General features: G+C 56.0%; 13 protein-coding genes and 2 tRNA genes. 11 read left to right on the forward strand and 4 right to left on the reverse strand.

Annotated features, from left to right (window positions below):
* Positions 1-23 precede the first annotated feature (23 nt).
* Both mtnP and ACZ5ER_RS04415 read left to right on the forward strand, forming a co-directional pair.
* Positions 24-827: an S-methyl-5'-thioadenosine phosphorylase gene (gene mtnP / locus ACZ5ER_RS04410; protein ID WP_050002787.1), complete on the forward strand. Its 804-nt coding sequence runs from the start codon at positions 24-26 to the stop codon at positions 825-827.
* 106 nt (positions 828-933) lie between these two features.
* Positions 934-2,271 (forward strand): NAD(P)/FAD-dependent oxidoreductase, encoded by a 1,338-nt coding sequence (locus ACZ5ER_RS04415; RefSeq protein WP_464934872.1) that lies wholly within the window; start codon positions 934-936, stop codon positions 2,269-2,271.
* A 23-nt stretch (positions 2,272-2,294) separates the two neighbouring features.
* Here ACZ5ER_RS04415 and ACZ5ER_RS04420 read toward each other — a convergent pair whose 3' ends face one another.
* Both ACZ5ER_RS04420 and ACZ5ER_RS04425 read right to left on the reverse strand, forming a co-directional pair.
* Positions 2,295-3,776, reverse strand: coding sequence for a TROVE domain-containing protein (locus ACZ5ER_RS04420; protein ID WP_464934873.1), 1,482 nt, complete (start codon positions 3,774-3,776; stop codon positions 2,295-2,297).
* A 462-nt stretch (positions 3,777-4,238) separates the two neighbouring features.
* Positions 4,239-4,315, reverse strand: a tRNA-Gly gene (locus tag ACZ5ER_RS04425).
* Positions 4,316-4,426: 111 nt separating this feature from the next.
* On the opposite strand from ACZ5ER_RS04425, the gene ACZ5ER_RS04430 reads away from it, so the two are divergent.
* Positions 4,427-4,504: transfer RNA gene (locus ACZ5ER_RS04430), tRNA-Arg, on the forward strand.
* 111 nt (positions 4,505-4,615) lie between these two features.
* Here ACZ5ER_RS04430 and ACZ5ER_RS04435 read toward each other — a convergent pair.
* Positions 4,616-5,683 (reverse strand): hypothetical protein, encoded by a 1,068-nt coding sequence (locus ACZ5ER_RS04435; protein WP_464934874.1) that lies wholly within the window; start codon positions 5,681-5,683, stop codon positions 4,616-4,618.
* Between the two features lies 1 nt (position 5,684).
* Positions 5,685-6,518 (reverse strand): uridine phosphorylase, encoded by an 834-nt coding sequence (gene udp / locus ACZ5ER_RS04440; protein WP_464934875.1) that lies wholly within the window; start codon positions 6,516-6,518, stop codon positions 5,685-5,687.
* A 62-nt stretch (positions 6,519-6,580) separates the two neighbouring features.
* Between udp and ACZ5ER_RS04445 the strand changes: the two genes are divergently transcribed.
* The 8 genes from ACZ5ER_RS04445 (at position 6,581) to ACZ5ER_RS04480 (ending at position 14,228) form a co-directional block, all read left to right on the forward strand.
* Positions 6,581-7,633: a pyridoxal-phosphate dependent enzyme gene (locus ACZ5ER_RS04445; protein WP_464934877.1), complete on the forward strand. Its 1,053-nt coding sequence runs from the start codon at positions 6,581-6,583 to the stop codon at positions 7,631-7,633.
* 34 nt (positions 7,634-7,667) lie between these two features.
* A complete protein-coding gene (locus ACZ5ER_RS04450; RefSeq protein ID WP_464935099.1) occupies positions 7,668-8,543 on the forward strand; it encodes an MEMO1 family protein in 876 nt (291 codons plus the stop codon).
* A gap of 37 nt (positions 8,544-8,580) precedes the next feature.
* Complete coding sequence (mntA, locus tag ACZ5ER_RS04455; RefSeq protein WP_464934878.1) at positions 8,581-8,955, forward strand: type VII toxin-antitoxin system MntA family adenylyltransferase antitoxin; 375 nt, start codon at positions 8,581-8,583, stop codon at positions 8,953-8,955.
* Between the two features lie 49 nt (positions 8,956-9,004).
* The gene (locus ACZ5ER_RS04460) at positions 9,005-10,009 is read left to right on the forward strand and encodes a mevalonate kinase (RefSeq protein WP_050002795.1); all 1,005 of its coding nucleotides are present in this window, start codon (positions 9,005-9,007) and stop codon (positions 10,007-10,009) included.
* Positions 10,006-10,797 carry an isopentenyl phosphate kinase gene (locus ACZ5ER_RS04465; protein WP_050002796.1) on the forward strand — a complete coding sequence of 264 codons (792 nt, stop codon included), beginning with the start codon at positions 10,006-10,008 and terminating at the stop codon, positions 10,795-10,797. The genes ACZ5ER_RS04460 and ACZ5ER_RS04465 overlap by 4 nt, the downstream gene beginning before the upstream one ends.
* 41 nt (positions 10,798-10,838) lie before the next feature.
* Positions 10,839-11,591 (forward strand): hypothetical protein, encoded by a 753-nt coding sequence (locus tag ACZ5ER_RS04470; protein WP_464934879.1) that lies wholly within the window; start codon positions 10,839-10,841, stop codon positions 11,589-11,591.
* A 32-nt stretch (positions 11,592-11,623) separates the two neighbouring features.
* Positions 11,624-12,742, forward strand: a complete 1,119-nt coding sequence (fni, locus tag ACZ5ER_RS04475) for a type 2 isopentenyl-diphosphate Delta-isomerase (protein ID WP_050002798.1) — start codon at positions 11,624-11,626, stop codon at positions 12,740-12,742.
* 139 nt (positions 12,743-12,881) lie between these two features.
* On the forward strand, positions 12,882-14,228 hold the full coding sequence (locus ACZ5ER_RS04480; RefSeq protein WP_050002799.1) for an RNase J family beta-CASP ribonuclease: 1,347 nt from the start codon (positions 12,882-12,884) through the stop codon (positions 14,226-14,228).
* The last annotated feature ends 22 nt before the right edge of the window (positions 14,229-14,250 follow it).

Below are 14,250 nucleotides of genomic sequence, written 5' to 3' on the forward strand. Positions count from 1 at the left end.
GATTTTTCTTTTCAGGTGATACCATGCCGAGGATAGCAATTATTGGCGGTTCAGGTGTCTACGACCCGAAACTGCTTGAGAACATCAGGGAAGAGACGGTGGAGACACCCTACGGGAGCGTCAAGGTCAAGATAGGCACCTACAAGGGGGAGGAGATAGCGTTCCTGCCGAGGCACGGGGAAAAGCACAGCGTCCCGCCCCACAAGATAAACTATCACGCCAACATCTGGGCGCTCCACGAGCTCGGCGTCGAGAGGATTCTTTCGACTTCTGCAGTCGGTTCCCTCAACCTCGACATGAAGCCGGGCGACTTCGTTGTCCTCGACCAGCTCATGGACTTCACGAAGACCCGGCACTACACATTCTACGACGGTGAAGATAGCCCCCACGACAGGAAGTTCGTCGCCCACGTTGACTTCACCGACCCCTACTGCCCGGAGCTCAGGAAGGCCCTCATCACAGCTGCCAAGGAGCTCGGCTTCACCTACCACCCGACCGGAACCTACGCCTGCATGGAGGGACCGCGCTTCGAGACGAGGGCGGAGATAAGGGCGCTCAAGATACTCGGTGCGGACGTCGTTGGCATGACCCAGTGCCCGGAAGCCGCTCTCGCGAGGGAGCTTGAGATGTGCTACGCCAGCGTTGCCATCGTGACCAACTACGCCGCCGGAATAAGCAGGGAAAAGCTGACTCACACCGAGGTCGTAGAGCTGATGGCGCAGAAGAGCGAGGAGATAAAGCTCCTCCTTATGAAGGCAGTCGAGCACATTCCAAAGGAGCGCCGCTGCCCATGTAAGGACGCTCTCAAGGGCGCAACCGGTGAGTGATGCCCTTTTTTCTCCATTTCTCGCCCCAAAAGTGCCTATGTTTAAAACCAAGGGTTAAAGAAAGCGTTTAATAGTCAAATGCCTCTAATTCTTGTGGTGGTGCAAAATGAGGTACGATGTCGTAATTATTGGTGCCTCCGCGGGAGGACTCACAGCGGCCATGGCGGCCAAGAAGTTCTACCCCGACAAGAGCGTCCTCGTCATCAAGAAGGAAAAAGTGGGAATGATTCCCTGCGGAATCCCCTACATCTTCGGGACTCTGAAGAGCGTTGATGATGACATCCTCCCCGTCGAGAAGTTCCTGGAGCCCCTCGGTGTGGACATACTTGTGGACGAGGTCACCGAGATTGACCCCACGAAAAAGGTCGTTAGGACCAAGTCCGGAAAGGAAATAGCCTGGGAGAAGCTGGTTCTGGCGACCGGTTCGAGGCCGGCCAAACCGGACTTTCCGGGCGTTGACCTCGATGGGATATACACCGTCCCCAAGGACTACGAATACCTGAAGAAGCTCCGCGAGAGGGTGAAAGAGGCCGAGAAAATCGTCATCGTTGGAGGAGGCTTCATAGCCCTTGAGGTCGGCGACGAGATAAGGAAGCTCGGCAAGGACGTTACCCTCGTTGTCAGGAGCAGACTGCTGAGGAGCTCCTTTGACCCCGAGTTCAGCGAGATGATTGAAAAGAGGCTGAGAGAGGTCGGCATCAATGTCGTTTACGGGCAGGTCGAGAGGTTCCTCGGCGATGGAAAGGTCGAGAAGGTCAGGCTCCTCGACGGGAGCGAGATTCCAGCGGACCTTGTAATCCTCTCAACCGGCTACAGGCCGAACGTCGATCTTGCAGTCAAGGCAGGCCTGAAGGTCACCCGCTACGGCATCTGGACTGACGAGTACATGAGGACTTCCCACCCCGACATATTCGCGGTCGGCGACTGTGTAGAGCACAGGGACTTCTTCACAGGCAAGCCCTACCCGCTCATGCTCGCCTCAACCGCCACCTTCGAAGCAAGGATAGCCGGTGCGAACCTCTTCAAGCTCCAGATCGTCAGGGAGAACAGGAGGACGATAGGTGCCTACTCGACTCACGTGGCTGGCCTCACCCTGGCCGCGGCGGGTATGACCGAAGAAACCGCGAAGAAAGAGGGCTTTGAGGTCATAGTCGGCAGGGCATCAGGCCCAGACAGGCACCCCGCGAAGTTCCCGGACACTTCAATGGTCACGGTGAAGCTCATATTCTCCCGCGACAGGGGCGCGATACTCGGGGCGCAGATAGCGGGAGGCAAGAGCGTCGGCGAGATGATAAACATCTTGGCCCTTGCGATACAGAAGCGCCTCACGGCCAGCGAACTCTACACCCTCCAGATAGCGACGCACCCGCTCCTCACGGCTTCACCCGTCGGCTACCAGATACTCAAGGCTGCAGAGGACGCGCTGGCGAAGTTGAGGACATAATGATAAAAATATCCGAGGGGGCCTCAGAGGGACACCCTTTCGTTTATTACTTCTGCTATTCTATTTCCGTTTTCTAGGTACTTCACGAGGTCAAAGACCTTCTCCGTGAAGCCGCCGATGTATATGTTCCTTATGTCACTGTCTTCTAGATAAACCTGGCCATAGCCTGCGAGGTCCCACGTGATTACCCTGAGTTCGGGGTTTATTCTTTTTCTGTATTCGGCAACGGCCCTCTGGAAGTCGTTAGCGCCCCATCTATCGGAATAGACGACCATGTCCGTGAACACGAACATTCTGTCGAAGTACTCTCCCCTCTCAAGGATACTTCTCACTGGCCTGTAGGCGTAGGTCGCATAGCCGACGTTGCTCTTGAGTATGGTATCCGCCGTCTCGAAGACACTTCCCCCATTGGGTATCCAGCGATAGTCGTCGGCGAAGACGCCTATGATCGTGTCGTATTTCTTGGCGAGTATTGCGCCGTAGAACGCCGCCAACATCTTCAGAGTCACCGCACTCCTCCTGCTGAGCCAGAAGTCCATTGAACCGCTCACGTCCACGAGGACTAGGTTTCTTCCATCAAAGTCCGGGAGCATTGCGGTACTTTCTTCTATGGCCTTCCTTATTGCATTGAGCGCGGTATCCCTGAGTTCGGCCTGGGTTGGGGAGCTTACTTTCATTTTTCTGAGTATTTGATACGCAGTGAGATACCTGTACGGGTAGACTTTTGCCCTGCGCATTTCCCTCGGGTCGGCGAGTATTTCCATTGCCTTCTTGAACTTCTCTTTGTCTACCTCGTTTTTTATGAGGTTGCGGAGGTTCCTGAGGAGGGCGAAGACCTGCTTATACTTGATGAACTCGTCGAGCACTTCGTTCCAGGTCTCGGTTGTAGAGCCCTGGGTGGAGACTTCGGCTTCCCACGTGCGGGTGTTCTTGAGCCTGCCCTCGATTAGCGCCTTGAAGGCCTCTTCCTGCTCCTTGTTCTTCGGCTTTGGGTGGGTGAGCAGGAGGGCGTCCTTGAGTTTGACCTTGCAGTTGTCGCAACGGTACTTGGCGAGCTGGTATGTGTCGAAGTGGGTGAAGCTGTTCCTTATGGCCTTCTTGAGGCTGTTGGGGATCGGCTTCCCGTAGAGGGCGAACTGTATGGCTAGGACTTCCGTGAGCATATCCGGCCTCGTGAGGACTCTCTCACCGACTTTTCTTGGTATGCCCGTGCCTTTGTACTTTTCGTGGTTGGCGAGGAGGACGGTTCCGAGTGCCGGGAGGGAGCGGAGAAACATTTCTTCGCGGGCGTAGACTATGAGCTTGGCGACGTATTCGGGATTTGTCGTTATTGCGCGCTCAAACGCCTTGAGAAGACCCCTGAAATCCTCGTCTGGCTCGGTGTAGAATTTTGGTTCCCTGACGAAGTTGCTTGCGACCCTGAGGAAGAGCTCAAGCTCCGGGCTTGGGCGGTAACTTCTTCCCCCTTCGAAGTTGAGAACATTGGCACGGGTGTTGAACTTCACAGTATCACCTCGGCGGAGAAAATCGGCGGGGGAGGGGGAACGTCCCCCACCGGCCCCTGACCGGCGCCACGAGCTAAGCGAAGTATCCCCCGCCTGCACTCCCGCCGTAGTGCCTTTGGTCGCGGACTTTATAAGTTTTACTGTGTCGAAAAGTAATAAGGCAATAGACGAACAGCATTCACGCTTTGAAATTTTAAGTGTTAATTTGTCGAACAAATATTCCTTCGTGGGTTGAATCTAAAAGTTGCATTTTTCTTTTGAAAACCTCACCCTTCGGGGCTGGGGGAGTCAGTTGCAGGCACGGTACACTATGCGGAGCTTTTGGCTGGGTAGAATTTCCCCTCGTGCTTCCAGACGCCCAGGCGGAACTTCCTGTAGGACAAACATTTATACAAACATTGCATCTTTGAGGCATCGGCGTCTTAAGAAAGGTGTGGTGAAACCCCGTCCAAAAACGAAGTTTGGTGCGGTGGCCGGGATTTGAACCCGGGCCAGCGGCGTGGCAGGCCGCTGTCCTAGCCAGGCTAGACTACCACCGCATCCGCCCCATCAGACCCGTTACTAACTCAACTGCGGACCCTTTATAAATTTTTCGGTTCTGGACAACGGTTAAATTTATAAAGCGTTTTCGAGAAGGGTTAGCGGGCAGTGCCCCGGTGGCCTAGTCTGGATAGGGCGCGAGGCTGCGGACCTCGAGGTCCGGGGTTCAAATCCCCGCCGGGGCGCCAAAATTTTTATCAGGCTTTTCTCATGGCTTTTAGTGGCACTTTGTCCAAAGGTGGGTAGTGCCTTCTTAAGCCAGTGAGTTTCCAGAAGCCAGCAGAAATTTTGGTGGTGCCTCAGGCGGAGCTCCATTCCAGCTGCTTCCCCAGCTCGAAGAGGTTTCTGGCAGTCTTTCTTAGCTCATCGTTCCCCGTCTTCTTGGCTTCCCTCAGCATCTCAAAGGCGAGAAACTTCAGTATCCTTCCCCTCTTCCACTCGTCCGCCGCCCATATCAGGACGTTCCGCAGAAAATCGGGGTCAATGCCCCTCTTCTTAGTAACCTCGTATGCGACCATCAACCTTGTCGCCGGGTTGTGGGTCTTTTCGAGGTACTTTAGTACCCTCTCCGGGCTGTCAAGGTGTCTCCTTGCGAGCAACGCCCCCAAAACGTCGGAGACTTCGAGCTCCCGGAACATCTCCTCCGCCCTGACCTCGTCCCCGGCTTCGAGGAGCCTCACGCCGATTTCCTCCAGGTAATAGCTCCTGAACGGCTCCGGAAGCCCCCTAGCAAGCCTCTCGGCATCCTCCAGCTCACCCTTTTCAAGGAGCTTCTCTATGTAGTCTACAACGTACTCTTCGGGTCTGGAGTCCTTTATTTCGAACTTGGGCTTTGGAGGTCCTCTTTTTGGTCCTTCCTCCGACCTGTCGAGCACCCCACCTGCGACTTCCCCTTTAATTCTGTGGAGAACTGAGCCTGGCATCAGCTTGCCGTCCTTGTAAACGATACCGTAGGGGAGAGGTTTGAGGTCCTCGAGGTCCCTTTCATCGAGCCTTAGGTCGCTCAGGCGGAGCTCGACGCCTTTCATGGCTATTGCCTTCGCCAGAAAGTTGCTGACGGCTCTAAGCGCCTTCTTTCTCAAAAACTGGTTTTTGATTTTCCGCGCGGTTTCGATAGCCTCTTTGAACTTTTCGTTCTTGGAAAAAATATAGGCGAGGGAGCGGAGCGTTTCGTCCTGGATTGACGGCTCCTCTATGGACTGGGCGACTTCAAGGGCCCTCTCGGGCTCACCGGCCAGCGCCTCGGCGACCCACCTCAGCGCATAGGAGCGCCAGTAGGGGTCGTCTATGCGCTCCGCCTCTTTCCGCGCCCCGGCAACGTCCCCCTCGCTGAGGAGTTTTCTGACGAGCAGGAGCCTCTCGTCCATTTCAACCCCTCAGCCCGGGGAACCAGACCTTCTTACCGGCTTTCTCCTTCTCCTCGTCCCACTCGGCGAGTATTTTCACGGCCTCGCTGGCAACCAGGGCCGCTTCCTTCTCTCCGGCCTTGCCGAACTCGTTGGTGATGCGGTTAGCGAAGACCGCACAGACACAGCCGGCTCTGAGTCCGTAGATGTTGGCGAGCGTGTATAGGGTAGCGGCCTCCATCTCGAAGTTGGTGACCCTGGCCTGCCTCAGGTCGTCTATTATGTTCCTCGCGAAGCTCGGGAAGTATCCGTTAAGACCCGGCCTGCCCTGGCCGAGGTAGAAGCTGTCCGTCGAGGCCGTGATTCCGAGGTGGTAGCGCACGCCGAGGGTCTCGGCGGCCTCGATCAACGCGAGGGTGACCTCGAGGTCTGCGCTAGCTGGGTACTCGACGCGCACATACTGCTTTGAGGTGCCCTCAAGCCTCACAGCCGCCTTGGCTATTATCAGGTCGCCGATTTCTATTCCCGGCTGGATTGCACCGGTGGAGCCGACCCTTATGAACGTGTCAGCCCCGATGGCGGCGAGCTCCTCTATCGCTATGGCGGTTGAAGGCCCGCCTATTCCGGTTGAGGTGACGCTTATCGGCACGCCCTTGTACTTCCCGGTGTGCGTCCTGTACTCGCGGTGGAAGGCTATTTCCCTGGCCTCGTCCCAGAGAGAGCTTATCTTGGGCACCCTCTCGGGGTCGCCCGGCAGGAGGACGTAGCGCGCAACGTCGCCGGGCTTGCAGGCTATGTGGTACTGGTAACCCTCCTCAGTCTGGGGCCTCTCAGCGGATACGAACTTCTCTCCCATGGCGACCACCTTTTTAAGTCCGGTGTCATATGTTCAATACCAGCCCTAAAAAAGGTGATGGTATGCTGCGCTGTTCCCGGTGTGGAAGGACATATCCTGAGGCATTTCGCTTAACCTGCGAGTGCGGTGGGACACTTCTCGTCGAGAGACCTCCAGAGACCTTCACTCCGGAGCCGTTTCTCGATGCAAGGCGCTACCTCACCCATCTGCCCATCGAGAACTATGTAATCCCCGTCCCAACGATAACTCCAGTCAGTGAGATGGAAATAAACGGCGTTAAAGCGATTTTCAAGCTGGAATACCTCCAGCCGAGCGGTTCCTTCAAGGACAGGGGGGCGTGGGTCACGGTCTCAAAGCTACTCGAAGAAGGCATCAGTGAAGTTGTGCTCGACAGCTCCGGTAACGCCGCTCTGAGCCTTGCCCTCTACGGCCTCTCCGCGGGAATCAAGGTGCACACCTTCGTCTCCTACGACACGAGCCCCGGCAAGCTCTCGCTCCTTCAGCAACTCGGTGCCGTGGTTCACTACGTCGAAGGCGACAGGATGACCGTCCACGAGCGCACGGCCGAGTTCTCCGAGCGGAGCGGAATCACCTACGTTTCCCACTGGCTCAACCCCTACTTCCTGGAGGGCACCAAGACGATAGCCTTTGAAATTTACGAGCAGGTCGGCGTCCCGGACTGGGTCTTGTCTCCTGCCGGGAGTGGAACCCTCTTCCTCGGCCTCTGGAAGGGCTTTTCCGAGCTGAAGGCCACGGGCGAAATTGAGGGACTTCCGAGACTCGTTGCGGTTCAGGCCTCCGGCTACGAGAGCCTCTGCGGGCGCTCCCATGCCAGAAACGCCCTCGCGGAGGGGATAGCGATTCCAGAACCGCCGAGGCTTGATGAGATGAAGCGGGTACTCCGGGAAACGGACGGGCTCTGCGTGAGCATCAACGAGCTCGAAACGATGGGTGCGCTCAACTGGCTCAAGAGGCACGGCTTCCTCGTTGAGCCGACCTCAGCGGTTGTGCTCTCGGCCCTCTGGAAGCTCATTGAAATGGGCGAAATCAAGCGGGGTGAAAGGGCAGTCCTGCCCCTGACGGGGTCGGGGCTTAAACTAACCCAAGGTATTTAAACTCCTGCACCAACTAATTTTGGAGGTGGTGGCGGTGATAAGGTATCCGGCAGCCGCGGGAAGCTTCTATCCATCTGACGAGGCGCTCATCGAGATGCTGGAGGAGTTCTTCAGTGACCTTGGAGAAGAGGGGAGCGAGAGGAGGATAACTGCCGGAGTAGCGCCTCACGCTGGCTACGTCTTCTCGGGCTACACCGCGTCGAGGACATACAAGGCCATCTTTGAGGACGGCCTTCCTGAGACCTTTGTAATACTCGGGCCGAACCACACGGGCCGCGGTTCGCCGATAGCTGTCTATCCTGAGGGCGAGTGGCTGACACCGCTCGGGAGCATAGAAGTTGACGCTGAAATGGCCAAGGCAATAGCGAAGCTTTCCGGAATAGCCGACCTCGATGAGCTCGCCCACAAATACGAGCACTCCATTGAGGTGCAGATGCCCTTCATTCAGTACCTCAGCGAGCTGGCCGGCAAAGACGTTAGGATAGTCCCCATAACCCTTGGAATCCAGGACGAGGACGTTTCGAAGGCCCTCGGAAAGGCTATCTTCGAGGCCAGTGAAGAGCTCGGCAGGGATGTAGTCGTCGTAGCGAGCACGGACTTCATGCACTACGGGCCGGTCTACGGCTACGTTCCGTTCAGGGCGAAGGCCGATGAGCTTCCGCACAGGATAAAGGAGTGGGACTTCAGGCTGATAAGGAGAATCCTCGACTTCGACGTTGACGGCCTGTTTAGAGAGCTCCGCGAGATGAACCATACGATGTGCGGGCCCGGGGCTGTTGGGACGGCGATAGTTTACTCTCGCCTTGCCGGGGCTCTTGAAGCGGAGCTCCTCCACTACACGACGAGCTTTGAGGTAAGCAGGAGCACTGAGGCTATAGTTGGCTACGCGAGCATCGTGATGAGGAAGTGAACGAAAAGGCCATAAGGGGATTTTTCCATTTTTATACATGAAACTGGAAGAGGCCGTGAGAAAAATCCTTGAGCTCGGCGGGGAGAGGGTTAAGTTCATCATTCTCTTCGGCTCCCAGGCGCGTGGTGAGGCGGGGAAGGACAGCGATATAGACCTGTGCGTTTACTACGAGGGAAGCCCCAAAGAGGCCTTTAGGTTCAGGGAACTCGTTCTTGGGTATCTGTCCGACAAATACGACGTTCAGGTGTTCCAGCTCCTCCCAGTTTATTTAAAGAGGGAGTGCCTCAGGGGGAAGGTTCTCTTCTGCAGGGACGGGACTGTTCTCTACGACCTTGCCTATGAAACGCTAAAGGAGTGGGAGGACTTCAAACGCTATTATTACGACTACCTCGGTCTGGAGGCGATAGAATGAGGGTCGAGCTTATACGCTCCAAAATCGAAAAATTCCTGGAGGGTCGAAGATGAGGGTTTTAGCATCTGCCCCGGCTAAAATTATCCTCTTCGGCGAGCACAGCGTGGTCTACGGAAAGCCCGCTATAGCGGCCGCAATAAATCTCAGAACCTATGTCTGGGCAGAGTTCAACGAGAAAGGTGCGATAAAGATAGAGGCCAAGGACATACGCGTTCCCGGTCTTACTGTGTCCTTCTCCGAGGACGAGATTTACTTTGAGAGCGACTACGGAAAGGCCGCAGAGGTTCTGAGCTACGTCCGTCAGGCAATAGAGCTGGTTAGGGAGGAGGCAGACAGGAGAGACAGGGGAATAACCGTCTCGATAACATCCCAGATTCCCGTCGGGGCGGGCCTCGGTTCATCAGCAGCCGTAGCCGTCGCTACAATTGGCGCAGTCTCAAAGCTCCTCGGCCTTGAGCTGACAAGGGAGGAGATAGGGAAGCTCGGCCACAGGGTTGAGCTCCTCGTCCAGGGCGCTTCGAGTGGCATTGACCCAACCGTCTCAGCAATAGGCGGCTTTATCCACTACGAGAAGGGGAAGTTCGAGCACCTGCCCTTTATGGAGCTCCCAATAGTTGTTGGCTACACCGGTTCTAGCGGTTCGACGAAGGAGCTCGTTGCGATGGTGAGGAAGACGAAGGAAGAAATTCCTGAGATAATAGAGCCGATACTCCTCTCGATGGGCAAGGTCGTTGAGAAGGCCAGGGAAATCCTGCTCTCCGACCTCGACGAGGAGGTGCGCTTCGAGAGGCTCGGGAAGCTGATGAACATCAACCACGGCCTCCTCGACGCGCTCGGCGTCTCGACCAAGAAGCTCAGCGAGCTCGTCTATGCGGCCAGGACTGCGGGGGCCCTCGGGGCAAAGATAACTGGTGCAGGTGGCGGAGGCTGTATGTACGCCCTCGCGCCCGGCAGGCAGAGGGAAGTCGCGACCGCCATAACCATAGCCGGCGGGACGCCGATGATAACCGAGATAAGCAGGGAGGGCCTCAGGATAGAGGAGGTGATTCCGTGATAATCGTCAAGATTGGTGGCAGTGTCTTCAGCGACAAAAGGGGCGAGCCCGAGAACTTCAGGGAGAACGTCGTCCGCTCAATAGCAGGGGAGATTAAGGATTTTTACCCCGAGGAGGACTTTATAATCGTCCACGGCGGCGGGAGCTTCGGGCACCCCTATGCCAAGGAGTACCGCATAAGGGAGGGCCTTACCGGGCTTTCGGAGGCGGCCCTGTTCTGGCGCAAGAAGGGGTTCTCTCTCACCCACCACGCCATGCTCAGGGCGAACATGAAAATCGTCGAGACGTTCATTAATGCCGGTCTTCCGGCGGTTTCCGTCTCAAGCTCCTCCGTTTTCCTCATGGACTCGGACAGGGTTGTTTACGGGGACGTTGAGCCCATACGGAAGCTTATCGAGACCGACTTTATTCCCGTCCTCTTCGGCGACGTGGCCGTTGACCTCATGAAAGGAATAGACATACTATCCGGGGACCAGATAGTCACGTACCTCACCAAGCTCTTTACCCCGAAAAAGGTTGTTTTCCTGATGAGCGTTGACGGGATTTACGACGGGGTTCCCGGGGAGGGCACACTCCTCCAGGAGATTCCTGCGGACAACATTGACCACATCATAAAGCGCATCTCCGGTTCAGCCGGGACTGACGTGACCGGCGGGATAATAAACAAGCTGAAGGAAGCAAAAGAGATAGCGCGCTTTTCCGAGGTCTGGTTCGTCAACGGCCTCGTTCCCGGGAGGCTGAGCGGAGCGATTAGGGGAGATGGCTTCGGGACGAGGATTGTGCCTTAGCAGGGACAAAATCTTTTTATTTTTCTTTGACATTGGTAACTTTGATAACTATGTTGCGTAAGACTTTAGCCTTCGTAGTGCTCTTTATCCTCGCTCTCTGGGGGCTTCAGAAGGCATCTTCCAGTGGCTACCTGAGTGCTTTCGATGCATCTCCTGAGAACCTGAACCTAAGCGTTCAGTCGGAGAACAACACCGTTATTGTTGAATGGGAACTCCAAGGTGGAAGCATAGTTAGAACTCTCGCCGGCGGAAGGGACGCGGTTATTCTGGTTTATCCAGGCTGGGTGGAGGACGGCGAGGGCTCGTGGCTTGTGCTGGGTGATGCCGAAAACCTGTCCGTGGCATTGAACGGTGAAAGCCCGAGGAATCTCACGATTATTTACCACCCGTTCCAGGTCTTAGCTTCCAATGGGAGCGCTCAGGCTAAATTGAGAGTCTTTGTAGTTCCCATCGATTTTCCGTCAACGGTTCAGTCCGGAAAAATCGAACTTAAACTGGTAACCTACTACGGAACCTGCAACAACATCACCCTCGATGTAATTTACTTCCACAGTATGGGTAAAGGGGACTACCGGGACCTCGTGCTCCCCCTCTCAGTTGACTTTGGCAAAGGATTCCCCATACTTCCCGGTTTCAGGTCGAGGTTTAACCTCACAATCGGGGCATCTGAAGTGCCGAACTTCCTCAGCTCGGCCGTGAACGCCCGCTACCTGGGCAACTGGATTGATGAACCGAAGGGGTGGCTGGTCGTGAAAACCGTGAACGTCACCGTCTGCCCACCCAAAACCTCTTAACTTTTTTCGTCTTCTCTTTCCCGGTGGTCTTAATGAAGGTTTTTGACAAGGAGGAGCTCACCATCATTCGAAAGTTTGAGCACATCGAACACTGCCTGAAGAGGAACGTTCAGGCCCACGTTTCAAACGGTTTTGAGGACGTGCACCTCGTCCACATGAGCCTTCCCGAGATAGACAAGGGCGAAATTGACATGAGCGTCGAGTTCCTTGGTCGGAAGTTTGATTACCCGATTTTCATAGCCGGAATGACCGGTGGGACGAGGGGTTCACAGCTGGCCGGAAAGATAAACAAGACCCTTGCTAAGGCTGCCCAGGAGCTGAACATCCCGATGGGTGTCGGCAGCCAGAGGGCCATGATAAGGAACCCGGAGACCTGGGAGAGCTACTACGTTCGCGATGTTGCCCCGGACGTCTTTCTCGTCGGCAACCTCGGTGCACCTCAGTTCGCCGAGACAATGCCCGACCGCTATGGCATTGAGGAGGCGCTGAAGGCCGTCGAGACGATTCAGGCCGATGCCCTTGCCATACACCTCAACCCGCTCCAGGAGAGCGTCCAGCCCGAGGGTGACACCCAGTACCGGGGCGTTTTAAAAGCTCTGGCAGAGCTCAAGGCCGAGTTCCCCTACCCGCTAATAGCGAAGGAGACCGGTGCGGGGGTTTCCAAAGAAGTCGCTGTGAGGCTTGAGAGCATTGGGATTGATGCAATAGACGTCGGCGGTCTCGGCGGGACGAGCTGGAGCGCCGTCGAGTACTATCGCGCAAAGGACGAAATGGGACGAAACCTCGCGCTCAAGTTTTGGGACTGGGGCATAAAGACCGCGATAAGCGTCGCAGAGGTTCGCTACGCCACCGACCTGCCGATTATAGCCACTGGCGGAATGCGCGACGGGATAACAATGGCCAAGGCCCTTGCAATGGGCGCTACCTTCGCGGGCGTAGCCCTGCCGCTCCTCAAGCCCGCCGTCAAGGGCGACGTCGAGGGCGTGATAAAAGTCCTGAGGCGCTACATCGAGGAGATAAGGAACGCCATGTTCCTCGTTGGGGCAAGAAACGTCGAGGAGCTGAGAAGGGTCCCGCTCGTTATAACGGGCTTCACGAGGGAGTGGCTTGAGCAGAGGATTGACCTGCCAGCATACCTCAGGAGGAGGTGACATTCTCGGCCGTTTCTTTGCCACCTTTCTATGTTTCTTTTTCTCTAAGCAAATGCACACCTTTTTAAACCCTCGTTCAGAGTAATGCCCAACGCAGCCCCGCGCCTCAGGAGGGGCCCGGGGCGGGAGGTTGATTGAGATGATAAAGGTCTACACAATCAGCGGTTACGAAGAAGTCGGTAAGAACATGACCGCCGTTGCCTACTCCGACGGCAAGCGTGAGGAAGTTGTGATAATAGATATGGGTATAATGCTCGACAGGGTAATGATTCACGAGGACACGAGCATCCAGAAGTTCTCCGACAAGGAGCTTCAGAGGCTCGGCGCGATTCCCGACGACAGGATTCTCTGGAAGAATAAGGGCAACCGGAAGGTCGTTGCGATTACCCTCACCCACGGCCACCTCGACCACATTGGGGCTATAGCGAAGCTGGCCCCCCACTATCCCGATACACCCATTTACGGGACTCCCTACACTATTAGGCTCGCCAAGGGTGAAGTCAAGAGCGAGGAGTACTTTGAGGTCAAGAACCCGATGTACGAGACCCAGTTCGGCGAAATCGTCCAGGTTAGCGAAAACCTCGCCATCGAGTTCATACGCATCACTCACTCTATTCCCCAGGCTTCTATGGTGGCAATCCACACCCCGGAGGGTGTTGTCATCCACACCGGCGACTTCAAGTTCGACAACAACAACCCGCTCGGTGAAAGGCCCGACTACAAGAGGCTCAGGGAACTTGGAAAAGAGGGCGTTAAGGTTCTCATCGCGGAATCAACGCGCGTCTCCGAGCCAACAAAAACACCAAGCGAGGCAGTGGCTCAAATGCTCCTCGAGGACTTCTTCCTCTACGAGGGCATGGACGAGAAGGGATTGATAGCAACCACCTTCGCGAGCCACATCTTCCGCCTCCAGGAGCTGATATGGATAGCCAATAAGATGGGCAGGCAGGCCGTTTTGGTCGGTCGCTCCCTGGCGAAGTACACTGGCATAGCCAAACAGCTTGGACTCATAAAGATGAAAGGGGCAAGGGCAGTTAGGAGCCCCAACGCCGTCAGAAAAGTCCTCAAGGAGGTTTCCCAGGCAAGGGAGAACTACCTGCTCATCGTTACGGGCCATCAGGGTGAGCCAGGGGCTGTTCTAACCAGAATGGCGGACGGCGAGCTCTACGACATCGGCAAGGACGACACGGTAGTGTTCTCCGCTGGAACGATACCGAACCCGCTCAACTACGCCCAGCGCTACAAGCTCGAAACGAAGCTCAAGATGCGCGGTGTGAGAATGATTAAGGACCTCCACGTGTCCGGTCACGCCAGCAGGGAAGACCACCGCTACCTCATAAGGCTCCTCAACCCGGAAAACATCGTCCCCGCCCACGGCGAGTTCAGGATGCTCACCCACTACGCGGAGCTCGCAGAAGAAGAGGGCTACATGATTGGAAAGGACGTCTTCGTTTCGAGGAACGGCTACGTCGTCGAGATTCCGTGAGGGCAAAGCTGATAAAGACTTA

It is taken from the genome of Thermococcus marinus, assembly GCF_055389025.1.

Bases quoted from the DNA above. Each gene is read 5' to 3' on its own strand.
- mtnP (WP_050002787.1), top strand. From the start codon at position 24: ATGCCGAGGATAGCAATTATTGGCGGTTCAGGTGTCTACGACCCGAAA.
- ACZ5ER_RS04415 (WP_464934872.1), top strand. From the start codon at position 934: ATGAGGTACGATGTCGTAATTATTGGTGCCTCCGCGGGAGGACTCACA.
- ACZ5ER_RS04435 (WP_464934874.1), bottom strand. From the start codon at position 5,683: ATGGACGAGAGGCTCCTGCTCGTCAGAAAACTCCTCAGCGAGGGGGAC.
- udp (WP_464934875.1), bottom strand. From the start codon at position 6,518: ATGGGAGAGAAGTTCGTATCCGCTGAGAGGCCCCAGACTGAGGAGGGT.
- ACZ5ER_RS04445 (WP_464934877.1), top strand. From the start codon at position 6,581: ATGCTGCGCTGTTCCCGGTGTGGAAGGACATATCCTGAGGCATTTCGC.
- mntA (WP_464934878.1), top strand. From the start codon at position 8,581: ATGAAACTGGAAGAGGCCGTGAGAAAAATCCTTGAGCTCGGCGGGGAG.
- ACZ5ER_RS04460 (WP_050002795.1), top strand. From the start codon at position 9,005: ATGAGGGTTTTAGCATCTGCCCCGGCTAAAATTATCCTCTTCGGCGAG.
- fni (WP_050002798.1), top strand. From the start codon at position 11,624: ATGAAGGTTTTTGACAAGGAGGAGCTCACCATCATTCGAAAGTTTGAG.
- ACZ5ER_RS04480 (WP_050002799.1), top strand. From the start codon at position 12,882: ATGATAAAGGTCTACACAATCAGCGGTTACGAAGAAGTCGGTAAGAAC.